At 62.5% G+C, this 18,668-nt stretch carries 15 protein-coding genes and 1 tRNA gene; 12 read left to right on the top strand and 4 right to left on the bottom strand.

Going from position 1 to position 18,668, the window contains the following annotated elements; genetic code table 11:
- The first annotated feature begins 68 nt into the window (after positions 1-68).
- On the top strand, positions 69-1,976 hold the full coding sequence (gene dxs, locus L0U81_RS26300) for a 1-deoxy-D-xylulose-5-phosphate synthase (RefSeq protein ID WP_233807459.1): 1,908 nt from the start codon (positions 69-71) through the stop codon (positions 1,974-1,976).
- Positions 1,977-2,201: 225 nt separating this feature from the next.
- Positions 2,202-3,008: a GTP cyclohydrolase FolE2 gene (gene folE2, locus L0U81_RS26295; protein ID WP_233807457.1), complete on the top strand. Its 807-nt coding sequence runs from the start codon at positions 2,202-2,204 to the stop codon at positions 3,006-3,008.
- Positions 3,009-3,103: 95 nt separating this feature from the next.
- On the opposite strand, the gene tsaD is transcribed toward folE2, so the two are convergent.
- A complete protein-coding gene (tsaD, locus tag L0U81_RS26290; protein ID WP_233807455.1) occupies positions 3,104-4,132 on the bottom strand; it encodes a tRNA (adenosine(37)-N6)-threonylcarbamoyltransferase complex transferase subunit TsaD in 1,029 nt (342 codons plus the stop codon).
- Between the two features lie 145 nt (positions 4,133-4,277).
- Here tsaD and L0U81_RS26285 point away from each other — a divergent pair, with 145 nt between their 5' ends.
- The 8 genes from L0U81_RS26285 (at position 4,278) to L0U81_RS26250 (ending at position 13,357) form a co-directional block, all read left to right on the top strand.
- Positions 4,278-5,513: an NAD(P)/FAD-dependent oxidoreductase gene (locus L0U81_RS26285; RefSeq protein WP_233807453.1), complete on the top strand. Its 1,236-nt coding sequence runs from the start codon at positions 4,278-4,280 to the stop codon at positions 5,511-5,513.
- A 49-nt stretch (positions 5,514-5,562) separates the two neighbouring features.
- On the top strand, positions 5,563-5,775 hold the full coding sequence (rpsU, locus tag L0U81_RS26280) for a 30S ribosomal protein S21 (RefSeq protein ID WP_008919901.1): 213 nt from the start codon (positions 5,563-5,565) through the stop codon (positions 5,773-5,775).
- 241 nt (positions 5,776-6,016) lie between these two features.
- Positions 6,017-6,463 carry a GatB/YqeY domain-containing protein gene (locus L0U81_RS26275; protein WP_233807451.1) on the top strand — a complete coding sequence of 149 codons (447 nt, stop codon included), beginning with the start codon at positions 6,017-6,019 and terminating at the stop codon, positions 6,461-6,463.
- Positions 6,464-6,583: 120 nt separating this feature from the next.
- On the top strand, positions 6,584-8,458 hold the full coding sequence (gene dnaG / locus L0U81_RS26270; protein ID WP_233807443.1) for a DNA primase: 1,875 nt from the start codon (positions 6,584-6,586) through the stop codon (positions 8,456-8,458).
- Positions 8,459-8,549: 91 nt separating this feature from the next.
- Positions 8,550-10,943: an RNA polymerase sigma factor RpoD gene (gene rpoD, locus L0U81_RS26265; RefSeq protein ID WP_233807441.1), complete on the top strand. Its 2,394-nt coding sequence runs from the start codon at positions 8,550-8,552 to the stop codon at positions 10,941-10,943.
- Between the two features lie 152 nt (positions 10,944-11,095).
- Positions 11,096-11,183, top strand: a tRNA-Ile gene (locus L0U81_RS26260).
- A gap of 153 nt (positions 11,184-11,336) precedes the next feature.
- The gene (locus tag L0U81_RS26255; RefSeq protein WP_233807439.1) at positions 11,337-11,612 is read left to right on the top strand and encodes a hypothetical protein; all 276 of its coding nucleotides are present in this window, start codon (positions 11,337-11,339) and stop codon (positions 11,610-11,612) included.
- Between the two features lie 590 nt (positions 11,613-12,202).
- Positions 12,203-13,357: a porin gene (locus tag L0U81_RS26250; RefSeq protein WP_233807437.1), complete on the top strand. Its 1,155-nt coding sequence runs from the start codon at positions 12,203-12,205 to the stop codon at positions 13,355-13,357.
- A gap of 150 nt (positions 13,358-13,507) precedes the next feature.
- Here the strand turns inward: L0U81_RS26250 and L0U81_RS26245 are convergent, their stop codons facing one another.
- Entirely contained in the window at positions 13,508-14,647 is a 1,140-nt protein-coding gene (locus tag L0U81_RS26245; RefSeq protein ID WP_233807435.1) for a porin, read from the bottom strand.
- Between the two features lie 299 nt (positions 14,648-14,946).
- Here L0U81_RS26245 and L0U81_RS26240 point away from each other — a divergent pair, with 299 nt between their 5' ends.
- The gene (locus L0U81_RS26240) at positions 14,947-16,581 is read left to right on the top strand and encodes an acyl-CoA synthetase (protein ID WP_233807433.1); all 1,635 of its coding nucleotides are present in this window, start codon (positions 14,947-14,949) and stop codon (positions 16,579-16,581) included.
- Between the two features lie 20 nt (positions 16,582-16,601).
- On the opposite strand, the gene L0U81_RS26235 is transcribed toward L0U81_RS26240, so the two are convergent.
- The gene (locus L0U81_RS26235; RefSeq protein WP_233807431.1) at positions 16,602-17,240 is read right to left on the bottom strand and encodes a LysE family translocator; all 639 of its coding nucleotides are present in this window, start codon (positions 17,238-17,240) and stop codon (positions 16,602-16,604) included.
- Positions 17,241-17,716: 476 nt separating this feature from the next.
- Here L0U81_RS26235 and L0U81_RS26230 point away from each other — a divergent pair, with 476 nt between their 5' ends.
- The gene (locus L0U81_RS26230) at positions 17,717-17,989 is read left to right on the top strand and encodes an H-NS family nucleoid-associated regulatory protein (RefSeq protein ID WP_233807429.1); all 273 of its coding nucleotides are present in this window, start codon (positions 17,717-17,719) and stop codon (positions 17,987-17,989) included.
- Between the two features lie 90 nt (positions 17,990-18,079).
- Here the strand turns inward: L0U81_RS26230 and pcaG are convergent, their stop codons facing one another.
- The gene (gene pcaG, locus L0U81_RS26225) at positions 18,080-18,667 is read right to left on the bottom strand and encodes a protocatechuate 3,4-dioxygenase subunit alpha (protein WP_233807415.1); all 588 of its coding nucleotides are present in this window, start codon (positions 18,665-18,667) and stop codon (positions 18,080-18,082) included.
- Position 18,668 lies beyond the last annotated feature (1 nt).

Here is an 18,668-nt window from a genome sequence, read left to right as displayed (position 1 = left end):
CGTACCCTCCGTCCTCAGGGTGCATGAATGAAGTGCGGGCGCGTAAGTTTTCCTACAATGGAACGACGATGTACGACTTGCTGAAAACCATCGACGACCCGGCAGCCTTGCGCCGCCTCGATCGCCGCCAATTGCAACCGCTTGCCGACGAGTTGCGCGCCTTTGTGCTCGACAGCGTATCGCAGACGGGCGGCCATCTCTCGTCCAACCTCGGCACGGTCGAGTTGACCATCGCGCTGCATTACGTGTTCGATACGCCGCACGACCGGATCGTCTGGGACGTCGGCCATCAGACCTATCCGCACAAGATCCTGACCGGTCGTCGCGACCAGATGCACACGCTGCGTCAGTTGGGCGGCATCTCCGGCTTCCCGAAACGCGACGAATCGGAATACGACACCTTCGGCACCGCGCACTCGAGCACGTCGATTTCGGCCGCGCTCGGCATGGCGGTCGCGAGCAAGCTACAGGGCGACAACCGCATGGGTATCGCCGTGATCGGCGATGGCGCGATGACGGCCGGCATGGCCTTCGAGGCAATGAACAACGCCGGCGTCGAAGACGACGTGCCGCTGCTCGTGATCCTCAACGACAACGACATGTCGATCTCGCCGCCGGTCGGCGCGCTGAATCGCCATCTCGCGCGTCTGATGTCGGGGCGCTTCTATGCGGCCGCGCGCGCGGGCGTCGAACGCGTGTTGCGCGTTGCGCCGCCGGTGCTCGATCTCGCGCGCAAGCTCGAAGAGCACGCGAAGGGCATGATCGTGCCGGCCACGCTGTTCGAGGAGTTCGGCTTCAACTACATCGGGCCAATCGACGGTCACGATCTCGATTCGCTGATCCCGACGCTGCAAAACATCAAGGAACTGCGTGGTCCGCAATTCCTGCACGTCGTCACGAAGAAAGGCCAGGGCTACAAGCTGGCCGAGGCCGATCCGGTCCTGTACCACGGCCCGGGCAAGTTCAACCCGGCCGAGGGCATCAAGCCGGCCGCGACGCCGTCGAAGAAGACCTACACGCAGGTGTTCGGCGAATGGCTGTGCGATGCGGCCGAACTCGACTCGCGCGTGGTCGGCATTACGCCGGCGATGCGCGAAGGCTCGGGCATGGTCGAGTTCGAAAAGCGCTTCCCGGATCGTTACTTCGACGTCGGCATCGCCGAGCAGCACGCGGTGACGTTCGCGGGCGGTCTCGCCGCGGACGGCATGAAGCCGGTCGTCGCGATCTATTCGACCTTCCTGCAACGCGCGTACGACCAGCTGATTCACGACGTCGCGCTGCAAAACCTGCCGGTGGTGTTCGCAATCGATCGCGCGGGTCTCGTCGGCGCGGACGGTGCGACGCACGCGGGCGCATACGACCTCGCGTTCATGCGTTGTATCCCGAACATGACCGTGATGGCGCCGTCGGATGAAAACGAGTGCCGGCAAATGCTGTACACCGCGTTGCAGCAGTCGCATCCGACCGCGGTGCGCTATCCGCGCGGCGCGGGTACCGGTGTCGCCACCGTCAAGCAGATGAGCGCGTTGCCGCTCGGCAAGGGCGAAGTGCGTCGCGAGACCTCGGCGCCGGCCGGCAAGCGTATCGCGATTCTCGCGTTCGGCACGATGGTCGCGCCGTCGCTCGCAGCGGCCGAGCAACTCGATGCCACCGTCGCGAACATGCGCTTCGTGAAGCCGCTCGACACCGAGCTCGTGCGCAAGCTGGCCGAGACGCACGATGCAATCGTCACCGTCGAGGAAGGCAGCATCATGGGCGGCGCGGGTTCGGCCTGCGTCGAAGCCCTGCTCGCGAGTGGGGTTATGCGCCCCGTACTACAATTGGGCCTCCCCGACCGGTTCATCGATCACGGGGACCCGGCCAAGCTGCTCGCCGCGTGCGGTCTCGACGCCGCAGGCATCGCCCGGTCGATCCGCGAACGCTTCCTCACGAGCGGCGCGGTCGGCGGTCAGTCGTCGGTGAAGCGCGTCGCGTAAGGCGCTGTCGCCTGTCTCGCCGCCGTCATGCGACGGCGGTTTCTGCAATCTCCAGTTTGAACCGACGGGCGTTGCTGCCCGTCACCCAACGCCGGCGGGAGCCGGCGTTCGCCGTTGCGCGTGCTGATCCGCACGGCCGCCGGGCGTTCCGAAGTCGCTGCGCGACAGTCTCCCGACGCAACGAAACCTCGGCGCGGCCCGGCGCTTTCCTGAAAGGACAAAAGAATGAATCAGATGAATCCCGCCTTCGTGATGCCCGACGTGCAAAGCACACCCGACACGCGCCAGATTCCGATCCAGCGGGTCGGCGTGAAGGGCGTGCGTCATCCGTTGACGGTTCGCACGCAGGGTGGCGAGGTGCAGCCGACGGTCGGCACGTGGAATCTCGACGTGCATCTGCCGGCCGAGCAGAAGGGCACGCATATGTCGCGTTTCGTCGCGCTGCTCGAAGAGAACAAGGCGCCGCTCGAGCCGGCCACGTTCCGCACGATGCTCGCGGCGATGCTCGAAAAGCTCGAGGCCGAGGCGGGCCGCATCGAAGTGTCGTTCCCGTACTTCGTGAACAAGACCGCGCCGGTGTCAGGCGTGCAGAGCCTGCTCGACTATGAAGTCACGCTCACGGGCGAGACCCGCAATGGCGCGACGCGGCTGTTCCTGAAGGTGCTGGTGCCGGTCACGAGCCTGTGCCCGTGCTCGAAGAAGATTTCGCAGTACGGCGCGCACAACCAGCGCTCGCACGTGACGATCAACGCCGAGCTGAACGGCGACGTCGCTGTCGAAGAGTTGATCCTTATCGCCGAGGAAGAAGCGTCGTGCGAACTGTGGGGTCTGCTCAAGCGTCCGGACGAGAAGTTCGTCACCGAGCGCGCGTATGAAAATCCGAAGTTCGTCGAAGACCTTGTGCGCGATGTCGCCCAGCGTCTGAATGCCGACGAGCGCATCGTCGCGTATGCGCTCGAAGCCGAGAACTTCGAGTCGATTCACAATCACAGCGCCTATGCGGTGATCGAGCGGGACAAGCGCCTTGCCTGATACGTTCTTCGCCTGTCCGCACGGTTTCGTTGCGGGAGAATCGAAGCAAAAAAGCCGCTCTTAAAGCGGCTTTTTTATCGTTTTGCGAAAGTGGCTCAGTGCGCGAGCGACGTCAGATCCCAGCGTGGCTTCACCGTGAACGCGTAGTCGTTGCCGGCCTGTTCGGGCCAGCGTTGCAGGCGCAGCGCGCCGGCCAGCGCGATCATCGCGCCGTTGTCCGTGCACAGCGACAGGTCCGGGTAGTGCACGTAGAAATTGCGCTTCTGCGCGGCGGCCGATAGCGCTTCGCGCAGCTGCCGGTTCGCGCCGACGCCGCCCGCCACCACCAGCCGGTTCAGCTTGGTGCGCTTGAGCGCCGCAAGCGATTTCGCAGCCAGCACTTCGACGGCCGCATCCACGAAACCGCGCGCGAGGTCGGCCTTCGCCTGCTCGCAGATGTTCGCGCCGCCGAGCCGGTTCGCGTGCGTGAGCACGGCGGTCTTCAGGCCGCTGAAGCTGAAATCGAGGTCGCCGGAATGCAGCATCGGACGCGGCAGTACGACCGCGCCGGGCGTGCCGAACTCCGCGAGGCGCGAGACTTCCGGGCCGCCCGGATAGCCGAGGCCGAGCAGCTTGGCGGTTTTGTCGAAGGCTTCGCCGGCGGCGTCGTCGAGTGTTTCGCCGAGCGTCTCGTAGACGCCGACGTCCGTCACACGCATCAGCTGCGTATGCCCGCCCGAAACCAGCAGCGCGACGAACGGAAACGGCGGCGGCTCATCGACGAGCAGCGGCGACAGCAGATGCCCTTCGAGGTGATGAATGCCGACGGTCGGCTTGTTCCACGCCATCGCCAGCGAATTGGCAACGCTCGCGCCGACCAGCAGCGCACCCGCGAGTCCGGGCCCTTGCGTGTAAGCGATCGCGTCGATGTCGCCGCGCGCGACGCCAGCACGCTCCATCACTTCTTCGAGCAGCGGCAACGCTCGGCGGATATGGTCGCGCGACGCAAGCTCCGGCACGACGCCGCCGTACTCCCGATGCATCGCGATCTGCGAATGCAGCGCGTGCGCGAGCAGGCCGCGCTCCGTGTCGTAGAGCGCGAGACCGGTTTCGTCGCAGGAGCTTTCGATGCCGAGAACGAGCATGATGAATCGCTTGAGACGGACGTACGCGAGGCGCGCCCGAAAGTAAAAGGTAAGCCTGAAAGTATACCAGCGCGCACTGGCAGCCGCAGGCGGCCAGCAGACTGCCCGCGCGGACGCGCCAGTCCGGCAGGTACAATGCGGCCCCATGGAATCCTTCGATATCGCGGTGATCGGCGCAGGCGCGGCCGGCATGATGTGCGCGGCCGTGGCCGGGCAACTCGGCCGGCGCGTGGCGCTAATCGACCACTCGCAGCGCCTCGCGGAGAAAATCCGCATTTCCGGCGGTGGGCGCTGCAACTTCACGAATCTGTATGCGGGGCCCGCCAATTATCTGTCTGCGAATCCGCATTTTTGCCGTTCGGCGCTCGCGCGCTATACGCCGCGCGACTTTATGGCGTTGTTGAAGCAGCATCGCGTGACGTGGCACGAGAAGCACAAGGGCCAGCTGTTCTGCGACCAGTCGAGCGATGCGGTCATCAACGTGCTGAAGAGCGAGTGCGACGCAGGTGCGGTTGCATGGCGCACGCCGCTATCCGTCGAAGAGGTGCGCCAGGACGGCGAGGGACAGTTCCTGCTCGGCACGACGGCGGGCACGATGGCCACCAAGGCGCTCGTGATCGCGACCGGCGGCCTGTCGATCCCGAAGATCGGCGCGACCGATTTTGCATACCGGATCGCCAAGCAGTTCGGCCACAAGTTGATCGACATGCGCCCCGCGTTGGTGCCGCTGACCTTCGCGCCCGCCGACTGGGAGCCGTTCGCCGCGCTGTCGGGCGTCTCGCTCGAAGTGCAACTGTCGACGGGCAATAAAAAGGCCGGTGCCGAGTTCACTGAAGATCTGCTGCTCACGCATCGCGGCCTGTCGGGCCCAGGCGTGCTGCAGATCTCGAGTTACTGGCAACCCGGCGAGCCGATCCACATCAATCTGCTGCCAGAGCGCGACGCCGCGGCCGCGCTCATCGACGCGAAAAACGGTACGAAGCGGCAGATCGCCAATCTGTTGTCGGAATGGGTGCCGCAGCGGCTGGCGCATGTCTGGCTCGACACCCATCAGGTGCCCGCCGAGGCCCGCGTGGCCGATCTGCCGGACAAGGCGCTGCGCCGCATCGGCGAGGCGCTGTCGCGATGGACGATCACCCCGAACGGCACCGAGGGCTATCGCAAGGCCGAAGTGACGCGCGGCGGCGTCGATACGCGCGGCTTGTCGTCGACGACGATGATGAGCTCGCGGGTGCCCGGCCTCTACTTCATTGGCGAGGCGGTCGACGTGACCGGCTGGCTCGGCGGCTACAACTTTCAGTGGGCATGGGCGTCAGGTGTAGCGGCGGGCGAGTCGGCCGCCGAATACGCGCGGGGGCTTGACGGCGCCATGGCTTTGTGAGAAAGCTCTGCTATACTCCTGAACCTTTACAAAGTTCCGTTATTGAAAAATGACGACTATCCGCGTAAAAGACAACGAGCCGTTCGAAGTCGCCATGCGCCGTTTCAAGCGCACCATGGAGAAAAACGGCTTGCTGACGGAACTTCGCGCTCGCGAGTTTTACGAAAAGCCCACGGCCGAACGCAAGCGCAAGAAAGCGGCGGCGGTGAAGCGTCATTTCAAGCGTCTGCGTGGCCAGATGCTGCCGAAGAAGCTCTACTGATTCTGGCGTTGCCGTGCTCCGCTTCGCACAAAGCGCGGCAGCATTCAAGCCGATGGCGACACGACAGGTGTCATCACGGAAAACCCGGCCCATCGGGCCAGCCGGCAGGGTCGCATCCACTACGCATATTGCGCCAACCCGCTTGAGGAAGAAGTCCCAAGCGGGTATTCGTGCTGATGCGGCGGTATTGCCGCCGTCGACCGGCCGGTTTTTCAACTTTTCAACGCAATTCAGGTGAGTGATGAGTCTCAAGGACCGGATCAACGACGATATGAAAGCTGCCATGCGGGCGCGCGAGACTGAGCGTCTCGGCACGATCCGTCTGCTGCTCGCCGCGATCAAGCAGCGGGAAGTCGATGAGCGGGTCACGCTCGACGACACCGGCATAACCGCGGTCATCGACAAGATGATCAAGCAGCGCAAGGATTCGATCAGCCAGTTCGAGGCCGCGGGACGTACGGACCTCGCAGACAAGGAAAAAGCCGAGCTGGCCATCCTTTCCGCCTACATGCCTGAGCAGATGTCCGAAGCGGAAATCGTCGCCGAGGTGCAGGCAGCGGTCGCACAAACCGGCGCGGCCGGCCCTCAGGACATGGGCAAGGTGATGGGCGTACTGAAGCCGAAGCTGGCTGGCCGAGCCGATATGACTGCCGTATCGGCGCAGGTCAAGGCCGCGCTCGCGAAGTAACTCCGTTGGTTTGTCCGGATCCCGCGTGCCTCGTGGAAGGCGAGTCGCGGTGCCCGGTCGCGGTGTCGAGCCCGGACTCCGGGTTTGGATTTTGAAGCTTTCCTGGCAGCGACATTTACTGTGATTCCACCGTCATTCCTGCAGGACCTGCTCAACCGCGTCGATATCGTCGACGTGGTCGGCCGGTATGTGCAGCTGAAAAAGGGCGGCGCGAACTTCATGGGGCTGTGCCCGTTTCACAACGAGAAGAGCCCCTCGTTTACGGTTAGTCCGACTAAACAGTTTTATCACTGCTTCGGCTGCGGTGCGCATGGCACGGCCATCGGTTTTCTGATGGAGCACGTGGGCGCGTCGTTTCCCGAAGCGGTCAACGAGCTCGCGCAATCGGTGGGCCTCACCGTGCCGCACGAACCTTCGCCCGGATATGGTGGTGGGGGTGGGAGCGCCAGCGGCTACGCGCCGGCGGCATCCAGGGCCGTCACCACCGCGCTGTCCGACCTCATGCAGACCGCCTGCGACTACTACCGCAAGCAGCTGCGCGGCGCGCCGGATGCGATTCAGTATCTGAAAAAACGCGGCCTGACCGGTGAAATCGCCGCGCGCTTCGGCCTCGGCTACGCACCGGAGGGCTGGCAGAACCTCGAGGCGGCGTTCCCGAACTATCGCGACGACGGGCTCGTCGAAGCGGGTCTCGTGATCGTCAGCGAAAAGTCCGACGCGCAGGGTCAGAACCGCCGCTACGACCGCTTCCGCGAGCGGATCATGTTCCCGATCCGCAATGTGAAAGGGCAGGTGATCGGCTTCGGCGGCCGCGTGCTCGACGGCGGCGAGCCAAAGTATTTGAATTCGCCCGAAACGCCGTTATTTAACAAGGGCAGCGAGTTATACGGCCTGTTCGAGGCGCGTCTCGCGATTCGGGAGCAGCACTATGTGCTGGTCGTCGAAGGTTATATGGACGTGGTCGCGCTGGCCCAGTTGGGGTTCCAGAACGCCGTCGCCACCCTCGGCACGGCTTGCACGCCGATTCATGTCCAGAAACTGATGCGCCAGACCGATACGGTCATCTTCAGTTTCGACGGCGACGCGGCAGGCCGGCGCGCCGCGCGTCGCGCGCTCGATGCCTGTCTGCCGCATGCAGCCGACAACCGGACGATCCGCTTCCTGTTCCTGCCGTCCGAGCACGACCCCGACAGCTACGTGCGCGAGTTCGGGACCGAGGCGTTCGCCGAGCAGGTCGAACGGGCAATGCCGCTATCGCAATTCATGCTTAACGAGGTGCTGACCGGCAAGGAGCTCGATCAGCCAGAAGGCAAGGCCCGCGCGCTGTTCGACGCGAAACCGCTGCTGCAGGCATTGCCGGCCAATGCGCTGCGCGCGCAGATCATGCATATGTTCGCGGACCGGCTCGATGTGCCGTTCAGCGAAGTTGCGGCGCTTTGCGAGGTCGACGCCCGGATCGCGGCCGCGGCGCGCGAGGCGCCGGCTCGCAAGGACCGCCGCAGCGTGACCGGCATCGAGGAAAAGACGCTGCGTAATCTGGTGATGTACCCGCGCACGGTCGCGATGCTCGACGAAGAGGCCGAAGAGGCGCTGCTCACCGTGACCCGGCACGCGGAACTGTTCGCGGAAGTGGCGACGCACGCGCGCGCGCTCGGCGATTCGGCGGCGTTCCAGTTGTTGTCCGATCTCTTGCGAAATGGTGCGAACGCCCCAACTTTCGAGGAAATCTTTCGCAAAATTCTAGACTATGATGAAAACGTCCGGGATTTGCTGCTGAAAGACCCGCAGGACCCGGCCGTCATTGAGGAACGGCGCGAGCAGGAACGGATTGTGGGCGAGGAGTTGAAGGCCGCGATTCTGAAAATGCGATACGACGCTTATTGCGATCGTCTCGAGCAGCTTTCACGACAGTCCCGGCATACGCCGGAAGAATTCGCGGAGTTCTCGGAGCTCAACCGGAAGCGGGCCGACATGAAGCGTCAACTCGGGCTGTAACGGAGCGGCCGAAACCTCGGGTGGTACAATAAAAAGTTTCTAGCGGTTTGTTTTTTCAAGGGTTTTCCTAGCAAAGGCGAAAGGCGATGCGATGGCAAAGACGACAGGCGGAAATCAGACAACAGGCTCACGCGCTAAAGAGCGCACCGGAAAAGTTGCCGAAGCCAAGCTGACTGCGTCCACCAGAAGAACGTCCTCTGCTGTCAGCCTTGCACCCGCTGCCGGGAAGAAGTCGTCGACCACTGCGGCCGCGCAGGCGGCACAGGTTCGGGCGGCGAAAGCTGTAGCACCGCCGGCTGCCAAGCGGTCGGGTGTCAGTAGCGCAAGGGAAGCGGCTGCCGTTGAGGGCGATGCGGTAGCGCGCGTGACTCCAGTATCCACGGTTCAACCGGCTGTTGTTCAACAGCCGGGGGTCGAGACTACAGCCGGTACGGCGAACTCCATGACGAAAAAGCTGAATGAAGTACCCGTCGAAGACGATGCAACCCAGACCGAAGAAACCGCTGCCGCCGTACCGGGCAAGCCGGAGAAGGTCAAGGCTCGCGACCGTCGTGCAAAGGAAAAAGCGCTGCTGAAAGACGCGTTCGCGTCGTCGCAGCCGGGCACGGTGGAGGAACTCGAAGAGCGTCGCTCCAAGCTGCGCGCGCTGATCAAGCTCGGCAAGGAGCGCGGCTTCCTCACGTACGCCGAAATCAACGATCACCTGCCGGACAACTTCACCGAGACCGAGGCGATCGAAGGCATCATCAGCACGTTCAACGACATGGGCGTCGCGGTCTACGAACAGGCCCCGGACGCCGAAACGCTGCTGCTCAACGACAACGCGCCCGCGGCTTCGTCGGATGACGAAGTCGAAGAGGAAGCCGAAGTCGCGCTGTCCACCGTCGACTCCGAATTCGGCCGCACCACCGATCCCGTGCGCATGTACATGCGCGAAATGGGCACGGTCGAGCTGCTCACGCGCGAAGGCGAAATCGAAATCGCAAAGCGTATCGAAGACGGCCTGAAGCACATGGTGATGGCCATCTCCGCGTGTCCGACCACGATCGCCGACATCCTTGCGATGGCCGAGCGCGTCGCCAATGACGAAGTGCGCATCGACGAACTCGTCGACGGTCTGATCGACGCCGACGCGGAAGACGCCGACGGCTTTTCCGCGCAGGAAGCGGAAGCGATCGAGAACGAAGACGAGGAAGCCGAGGAAGAGGACGAAGAGGACGAGGAAGAAGACGATGGCGCGGCGCAAGCCACGGCCAACGCCGCGCAGCTCGAAGCGCTACGGCGCGCGTCGCTCGAAAAATTCGCGCTGATCAGCGAGTGGTTCGACAAGATGCGCCGCGCGTTCGAGAAGGAAGGCTACAAGTCCAAGTCGTATCTGAAGGCGCAGGAAACGATCCAGAACGAGCTGATGACCATCCGCTTCACCGCGCGTACCGTCGAGCGTCTGTGCGACACGCTGCGTGCGCAGGTGGATGAGGTGCGCCAGGTCGAGCGTCAGATTCTGCATACGGTCGTCGACAAGTGCGGCATGCCGCGCGCGGAATTCATCGCACGTTTCCCCGGCAGCGAGACGGACCTTGAATGGGCCGACAAGATCGTCGCCGAGGGGCATGCGTATAGCGCGATCCTCACGCGCAACATTCCGGCGATCCGCGAACAGCAGCAGCGTCTGCTCGATCTGCAGGCGCGCGTGGTGCTGCCGCTGAAGGACCTGAAGGAAACCAACCGTCAGATGGCGGCGGGTGAGCTGAAGGCGCGCCAGGCGAAACGCGAGATGACCGAGGCGAACCTGCGTCTCGTGATCTCGATTGCGAAGAAGTACACGAACCGCGGTTTGCAGTTCCTCGACCTGATTCAGGAAGGCAACATCGGCCTGATGAAGGCGGTGGACAAGTTCGAATACCGTCGCGGCTACAAGTTCTCCACGTATGCGACGTGGTGGATTCGCCAGGCCATTACGCGTTCGATCGCCGACCAGGCGCGCACCATCCGGATTCCGGTTCACATGATCGAAACGATCAACAAGATGAACCGCATCTCGCGTCAGATCCTGCAGGAAACCGGTCTCGAGCCGGATCCGGCAACGCTGGCCGAGAAGATGGAAATGCCGGAAGACAAGATCCGCAAGATCATGAAGATCGCGAAGGAGCCGATCTCGATGGAAACGCCGATCGGCGACGACGACGATTCTCATCTGGGCGATTTCATTGAAGATACCAACACGGTCGCCCCGGCGGATGCCGCGTTGCACGCGAGCATGCGCGACGTCGTGAAGGACGTGCTCGACTCGCTGACGCCGCGTGAAGCGAAGGTGCTGCGCATGCGTTTCGGTATCGAAATGAGCACGGATCACACGCTTGAAGAGGTCGGCAAGCAGTTCGACGTGACGCGCGAGCGGATTCGTCAGATCGAGGCGAAAGCGCTGCGCAAGCTGCGTCATCCGAGCCGCTCGGACAAGCTGAAGTCGTTCCTCGAAGGGAGTTGATCGCGGCGGCCACGGCTGGCTGCAAATAATGCGACCAAAGGGGCCTCCCGGTCGTTTCGCCGTAGCGAAGCGGTTGCGGAGGCCCCTTTTTCGTGTAGTATGTCGGCCAATCGATGAAATGGGCCCGGCCTTACGACCGGGTCTTTTTTCTTGGGCTGGACGCCGTGTTGGTTGCAGGCAGTGGACTCATAATCCACCTCCGAAAGGACATCGTGGGTTCGAACCCCACCCGGCCCACCAAAGTATCAAGAGAAGGGTTCCGAATTCCGGAACCCTTTTTGTTTTGGCGCGAAGCATAGACTCAAGCCCTGCCGGGAGCGTCGCTCTACGACGCCCAAGGCCGTAGCGGTCCAAACCATAAGCAGTGATCGCGCGTAATCAGGGAAACTCCGTGTGAAAGAGGGCGCGGCTTCGCCACTAATTGAATACGGAAGGCTTGCCGATGCATGCCATCCGCTTTCAGCCCAAGTTTTGTCATGCGGCGGCCGGCGCCGCAATTCACCTCCGGGCAACGCCTGCGCTGAAGGCTTCTTCGAGTCGCGTGCGCATCTTATAAAAATGCGAGTGCGGGTTCTCGCTAAAGCGAAAAATCAGAAGGCCGCCGCAAAGGCGGTCTTTTTAATTGTGATGCTGATTCGACGCGGCGAGCTCTGGCCGGTGTGCCACTAAGGGGCGGCCGCCATTGCAGACGTCGGCCAATAGGAATGACGTGAATAAGCCGTCGTAATTGTTTGGCAGATTAATCGCCGCACAGGAAACCGGTTAATTACCGGTCGCGCCACAAAGACAGCATTAACCTCATTAAGTTCCGGCGATCACAAAATAAAGTTCGGACAAGACGCAGAAAACTGTCACTTCAACCGGGTGGTTACAAATAATCACAACGGCCTTTTCATCAATTTGCTCCGACCCGATTACGTCACGCGTATTAAAGGACTGTTGCAAACGCACAACTCAGGTTATTGAGGTATTGCGTATTCATTTTGGCTGGAGCATCTGATCCGGCACCTTGATATTGCAATAAACGTCGGAAAAACAAGAAGTTATCCCCATCGGCTCCAACATTGTTGCGAATTTCGAAAAATCCTGTTGCGTGAATTGCCGGCGCCGCTACCAGGGTGTCCCCCTACACTCACGCTTCGCTTCAAGGGTGCCCGGTCGATCCCACTGGTTCGGCCAACCGGGCGGCGGCAGATGCGATGCATCGGCTGCTGAGGCAGATTCTGCTCCCCGTATAAATTTTTCGAATTGGAGTTTCCATGAAAAAGAGTCTCATCGTCGTTGCGGCTGCCGCATCGTTCGCTTCGGTCGCTCACGCACAAAGCAGCGTGACCCTGTACGGTCTGCTGGACGCAGGTCTGACGTACACCAGCAACGTTGCTCACAACTCCAAGTGGGCAGCAGGTAGCGGCGGTATCAACCAGAGCATGTTCGGCCTGCGCGGTTCGGAAGATCTGGGCGGCGGTCTGAAGGCAATCTTCACGTTGGAAAGCGGCTTCAACATCAACAACGGCAAGTTTGCCAACAACAACACCAACAACAACGGCATGTTCACCCGTCAGGCCTTCGTCGGTCTGTCGAGCTCGCAATTCGGTACGGTCACGCTGGGTCGCCAGTTCGACGCAGCGCAGGACTACCTCGCACCGCTGACCGCAACGGGCAGCTGGGGCGGCACGTACTTCGCGCACCCGTTCAACAACGACAACCTGAACACCAACGGCGGTCTGGCAGTCAACAACTCGGTCAAGTACTCGAGCGCTAACTACGCTGGCTTCACGTTCGGCGGCACGTACGGCTTCTCGAACCAGGCTGGCGGCTTCGCAAACAACCGTCAGTACAGCTTGGGCGCCGCATACCAGTGGCAAGGCCTGCACCTCGGTGCTGCCTACGCTCAGCAAAACAACCCGGCTGCTAACACGAGCGGCGCATCGGACGGCGTGGTGGCGAACACCGCAGGCGTGCTGACCGGCGACTTCCGTCAGCGTCAGTTCGGCGCAGGCGCTTCGTACGGCTTCGGCCCGGCGCTGGTCGGCGTGGCCTGGACGCAATCGCGCATTGACAACCTCGTTGGCGCAGCAGCTGGTCAGCGTCAAGGCCACTCCAACAACTACGAAATCAACGGCAAGTACAACGTGACCCCGGCTCTGGGCCTCGGCATTGCGTACACGTTCACCGACGCACGCGGCTACGGCATCAACGCCGACGGTAACGACATGAAGACCCGTTACCACCAGATCGGCCTGCAGGCTGACTACTCGCTGTCGCGTCGCACCGACGTCTACGCTCAGGCTGTGTACCAGCACGCAATGGGCGACGGCGGCGTGGCTTCGATCTACAGCGGCGACAACACGGTTCCGACCTCGTCGTCGAAGAACCAGACGGCTGCTACGGTCGGTCTGCGTCACCGCTTCTAAGCTTCAGCAGAAGCTGCCTGTTGTACGAAAAGGTGCCGTTCGCGGCACCTTTTTTTATGCGCGCGGCTGACCGGTGAGTCGGCTGCCGTATGCGAGGCAAAAAAAAACGGCGTCCCAGGGGACGCCGCTTTGCCGTAACGATTCAGCGATTTAGAAGATCGTCCGCAGACCGAGCGCAACGCCGGTCTGGTTGTTGCGGCCCGGCAGTTCGACCGAGGCCGCGCCCGACACCTTGTCGAAATCGACGGTGCCGTACACCTCGGTGCGCTTCGACAACGCGTACTCGGCCAGTGCGACGAACGTGTAGCGATAGCCGCTGCCGAGCTGACCGTCGCCGATGGCCGCATTCGACATGTGGTCGTAGTACGCGGCGCCCGTCAGTGTCAGCGCGCGCGTGGCCTGCCACGTGACGCCGGCGAACGGGCCGTTGTCGATGCGGCCCGAGCCCTTGACGATATCGACGCCCGGCACGAGCGTCTGCTGCGCGAGCGCGCTGTCGACGAAGCCGGTGTCGTCCTTCGAATGCAGATAGCCGACGTACAGCTTCGTCGAGCTGAACGCATAGACCGCGTTCGCGTTGTAGATGGTCTGCTTGTGATTGCTGTTGTCGCTGTTCTGCTGCACACCGGCCGCGACCGACAGCGGACCCGCCACGTACGACAGCGTGAAGCCGTACATGTTGCCTGCGCCGAGATGGCCCGGCACCTGGCCCGAGAAGCCGCCCTCGCCGGTCGATTCCGAGTTCGTGCCGAACGAGTACATCGCGGCCACCGTCAGGCCCTTGAACGTGCCGGTGTACTTGACCGCGTTATCCGCGTACAGCCCCGCGCCGAGCGCGCCCGGCAGCCACGAGTTCTCGAAGTAGTTACCGACCGTGAGCGGGTCGTAGGTGTCGCCGAGCAGGTCGAACAGCGGTGTCTTCTGGCGACCGAGTGTCAGCGTGCCGTACGGGCTGCTGACGCCGACATAGGCGTTGCGGTTGAAGAGGCGCTGCTTGTCCGACGCCGAGCCGTCCTGCAGGTTGATACCGCTTTCCAGATCGAAAATCGCCTTGAGACCGCCGCCGAGGTCTTCCGAGCCGCGCAAACCCCAGCGGCTATTGGTGATCGCGCCGTTCGTCATGTACAGACGGTTGTCGTTTTTTGCGTTCGTGTTCGTCAGGTAGCGCACGCTGACGTCGGCAACGCCATACAGCGTGACCGAGCTTTGCGCCGAAGCTTGTTCGGACGTCACGGCAAGGGCGGCGGCGCCGACGAGCGCGGCGGTCTTGATAGAGCGGATGGGTCTCAATGGATGTCCTGCGTGTGGAGAGAGATTTTCTAGTTCATACGCGGCGCGCGCCAAGGGGGGCGGCGCCGGGCGCGCCGATGATAGACGACGGTCCGCGCCGCGCCATCAGCGCTTTGGCGCAATAACTTATTGCCATTTTTGACTATTGCGCTTTTCCAGGGCGCGACACCAGGTGCGCCACTCTGTCATTTGAATGACAGACATTTCATGACGACAATGGTTAGGCTAGGTTCCGATTCACCCATAAGAACACGATCACAACAATCGGTGGCGCGGCTGGCGCCTTAGGAGACGATGCAATGACACAGCACATGTTTGAAGAAGGTCTCGGGCGGCGCGAGGCCAATTACGTCCCGTTGACGCCGATCGACTTCCTCGTGCGAGCAGCACAAGTGTATGGCGAGCGGCCCGCGATCATTCACGGGGAGATTCGCCGCAACTGGCGCGAGACTTACAAGCGCGCGCGGCGGCTCGCGAGCGCGCTGCAAGAGGCCGGCATCGGCCGCGGCGATACGGTCGCCGCGTTGCTGCCGAACATCCCGCCGATGGTCGAAGCGCACTTCGGCGTGCCGATGGCAGGTGCCGTGCTCAACACGCTGAACACGCGGCTCGACGTCGCGACGGTGCTGTTCATGCTGCGTCACGGCGAGGCGAAGGCGCTGATCGTCGACACCGAATACGGCGAGTTCGCGCACCGCGCGGCGCTCGAATTCCCGGACCTGCGCATCATCAGCGTGGCCGATGTGCAACCCGCCGACGCCGCGCAATTCATCCGTGCGACCGATTACGAAGCGTTCCTGCAAACCGGCGACCCTTCGTTCGAGTGGGTCCCGCCCGCCGACGAATGGGATGCGATCACGCTGAACTACACGTCGGGCACGACCGGTGATCCGAAGGGCGTCGTCTACCATCACCGCGGCGCGTATCTGAACGCGCTGAGCAACATTCTTGAGTGGGACATGCCGAAGCACGCGGTCTATCTATGGACGCTGCCGTTGTTTCACTGCAACGGCTGGTGCTTCCCGTGGACCGTGGCCGCGCGCGCCGGCGTCAACGTCTGCCTGCGCAAGTTCGACGCGAAGACCGTGTTCGAACTGATTCGCCGCGAACGCATCACCCATTATTGCGGCGCGCCGATCGTGCAGAGTTCGCTCGCGAATGCGCCGGCCGAATGGCGTGAGGGCATCACGCATCGCGTGTCGACGATGGTCGCGGGCGCCGCGCCGCCGCCCGCGGTGATCGCGAAGATGAAGCAGATCGGCTTTGACCTGACCCATGTGTACGGGCTCACTGAAACGTACGGACCGGCGGCCGTCTGCGCAAAGCAGGACGAATGGGACGCGCTCGACGATCAAAGCCGTGCCGATCTGACCGCGCGCCAGGGTGTGCGCTATCACCTCCAGGCAGCGGTCGCGGTGCTCGATCCTGACACGCTCGCGCCGGTGCCGGACGATGGCGAAACGATCGGCGAGATCATGTTCCGCGGCAACATCTGCATGAAGGGCTATCTGAAGAACGAACGCGCGACCGAAGCGGCTTTCAACGGCGGCTGGTTCCATACCGGCGATCTCGGCGTGCGCACGGCCGACGGCTATATCCGCATCCGTGACCGCAGCAAGGACATCATCATTTCGGGTGGCGAGAACATTTCGAGCATCGAGGTGGAGGACACGTTGTACCGGCATCCGGCGGTATCGGTGGCGGCGGTGGTCGCGATGGCCGATCCGAAGTGGGGCGAGGTGCCGTGCGCGTTCATCGAGCTGAAGGAAGGCGCGCAGGTGACCGAGGAGGAGATCATCGCGCACTGCCGGCTGTTTCTCGCCGGCTACAAGTTGCCGAAGGCGGTGCGCTTTGGTGAGTTGCCGAAGACGTCGACGGGGAAGATCCAGAAGTTCGAGTTGCGAGCGCGGATCAAGGCGGAAGGAAAGGGGTAACGCGCCGCCTGGCGCTGTCGTCAGATCCCGACCTTGTGCGCGGTCAGAATCAGCCGCAAGCCCAGCGCGGTCACCGCGCCCGCCGCCATGCGATCGATCCACGCCTTCCAGCGCAGATATATTTCGCGCGGCCGTTTGCTCGAAAAGCACAGTGCGACGATCGTATACCAGCCCGCTTCGATCGCGAAGATCGCCGGCGGCAGCGCGAAATAGCACCACACCGGCGGATGCTGCGGCAGCAGCGCAGCGAAGATACTGCCGTAATAGACCGCCGTTTTCGGATTGCTCAGCTGCGTGCTCAAGCCGATCCAGAACGATTTGCGCGGATTGCCGCCGCTGCCGGTTTGCGTCTCGCTGAAAGCGAGCGGCTTCGCGGCGCCGCGCCAGATTTTCGACGCGAGATAGACCAGGTAGACCCCGCCGGCCACTTTCAGCCCGACATAGAGCCATTCGACCGTCGCGAGCAGCGTATAGAGCCCGAGCAGCGCGATGCCGCTAAAGAACACACCGCCGATGCCCATGCCGAGCGCCGTCGCGAGACCGTCGCCACGCGACAGGCCGATCGCGTTGCGCGCGACGATGACGAAGCTCGGCCCTGGGCTCATCGCGCCTAACAGCAGCGCGGCCAGGATCGTGAGGATGGCGGTTGAGGCGGGCATTGTCGTGTCTCCTGGTGGCGGACCGATATCGGACCTTCTGGCGAGAATCGAGTCTCGCATTCTGCGCCAATCGCGCGACGGAAGCCACGAATACCGAAAAGCCGGAAGTCCTGCAATAAACGCAATTGGAAAAACTCCTTTGCTGCGGCCAAAATACATCGAATGCTAGAATGACTTTCCATACGCCGAAGCTCCCCCGCAACAACGAGGCGACCCATCAGGCGAAACACGGGCGCAATTCGAGCCACGCCGATTCTTCGGGTAGCTGATTCGCTTGATCTCAGCGCTTCAACTCAGGCGATTAAATTCAGGATTTGACAGGGCATCAGTTGCGAACGCGGGTTTCCACGCATTTGCAAGGATCGCGTGAATTCGTCGAATTGCTTCCGCTCAAATTGAATTACGCACAGGCTTCGCGTTCTATTGCGAAATGCCTGTTTGTCTAATGCCATCAAGAGCTACGACACCGATAACTTATGAAAGAACTGGAACGACAACAACGACTGTTCCAACGCGATGAGAACCTGCGCGAGCGCATGATCGCGTGGATCCGCCGCCGCATGGATGATTACAACATCACAATGGAAGCGCTGGCCGAATCGCTCGAAGCCGATGCGAATGCGGTGGCCGCGGTGCTGTATCGCGACGCGTTCGGCAACACGTGGGACGGTCATGGCGACAAACCGGCGTGGCTCGCGCGCGCGATTCACGCCGGACAAAGCATCGATCATTTCCGCTGCGAAGCGTAAGCCAGCGCGCCGCGAAGCGTTCGCGCGAAAAAAAGCCCGCGCAAGGCGGGCTCATTTTTTACTGCTCGGAGTTTCGCGACAGATCGCGCATTACAGGTCGAAAAACACGGTTTCCTTGTCGCCCTGCATGTGGATGTCGAAGCGATACACGTTGGCCGCCTTCGGGTCGCGACGTGCGATCAGCGTGCCGCGGCGCTCGGCCGGCACCGACGCGAGCACGGCGTCCTGTTCGTTCGCCTGCGCTTCGTCCTCGAAGTAGATGCGCGTGAACGTGTGCAGCAGCATGCCGCGCATCGTCAGGATTACGTTGATGTGCGGCGCTTCGCCGGAGTTCGCGCGGCCCGGCTTCACCGTTTGGACGATGAAGCGCTTGTGCGGATCCGTACCGGTGCCGACGCGCGCAAAGCCGTGAAAGCCGGTCTTCAGGACTTCCTCGCGCGATTCCGGATAGTGGCCGTTCGAGTCGACTTGCGACATCTCGATCATCGCGTCGCCGACCACCTTGCCGTCGCCGTCGAACACCTGACCGACGATCGTGATGTGCTCGCCAGCCGCTTCCATGTCGGCCAGAACGTGCGTGAACAGGCTCTTGTAGTCGAAGTCGTATTGCTGCGGGCAAAGACCGTAGGCGAAGTACGGACCAACGGTTTGCGAAGGCGTTTGCTTGAGGGTCGTCATG

The organism is Paraburkholderia sp. HP33-1, from assembly GCF_021390595.1.
Taxonomy (GTDB): domain Bacteria; phylum Pseudomonadota; class Gammaproteobacteria; order Burkholderiales; family Burkholderiaceae; genus Paraburkholderia.
Note: the sequence above shows the minus strand (reverse complement) of the source record. Positions and strands in the feature narration are given on the sequence as shown.

Excerpts from the sequence above, each read along its gene's own strand:
- dxs (WP_233807459.1), top strand. The coding sequence starts at position 69 with ATGTACGACTTGCTGAAAACCATCGACGACCCGGCAGCCTTGCGCCGC.
- folE2 (WP_233807457.1), top strand. The coding sequence starts at position 2,202 with ATGAATCAGATGAATCCCGCCTTCGTGATGCCCGACGTGCAAAGCACA.
- tsaD (WP_233807455.1), bottom strand. The coding sequence starts at position 4,132 with ATGCTCGTTCTCGGCATCGAAAGCTCCTGCGACGAAACCGGTCTCGCG.
- L0U81_RS26285 (WP_233807453.1), top strand. The coding sequence starts at position 4,278 with ATGGAATCCTTCGATATCGCGGTGATCGGCGCAGGCGCGGCCGGCATG.
- rpsU (WP_008919901.1), top strand. The coding sequence starts at position 5,563 with ATGACGACTATCCGCGTAAAAGACAACGAGCCGTTCGAAGTCGCCATG.
- L0U81_RS26275 (WP_233807451.1), top strand. The coding sequence starts at position 6,017 with ATGAGTCTCAAGGACCGGATCAACGACGATATGAAAGCTGCCATGCGG.
- rpoD (WP_233807441.1), top strand. The coding sequence starts at position 8,550 with ATGGCAAAGACGACAGGCGGAAATCAGACAACAGGCTCACGCGCTAAA.
- L0U81_RS26250 (WP_233807437.1), top strand. The coding sequence starts at position 12,203 with ATGAAAAAGAGTCTCATCGTCGTTGCGGCTGCCGCATCGTTCGCTTCG.
- L0U81_RS26240 (WP_233807433.1), top strand. The coding sequence starts at position 14,947 with ATGACACAGCACATGTTTGAAGAAGGTCTCGGGCGGCGCGAGGCCAAT.
- L0U81_RS26235 (WP_233807431.1), bottom strand. The coding sequence starts at position 17,240 with ATGCCCGCCTCAACCGCCATCCTCACGATCCTGGCCGCGCTGCTGTTA.
- L0U81_RS26230 (WP_233807429.1), top strand. The coding sequence starts at position 17,717 with ATGAAAGAACTGGAACGACAACAACGACTGTTCCAACGCGATGAGAAC.
- pcaG (WP_233807415.1), bottom strand. The coding sequence starts at position 18,667 with ATGACGACCCTCAAGCAAACGCCTTCGCAAACCGTTGGTCCGTACTTC.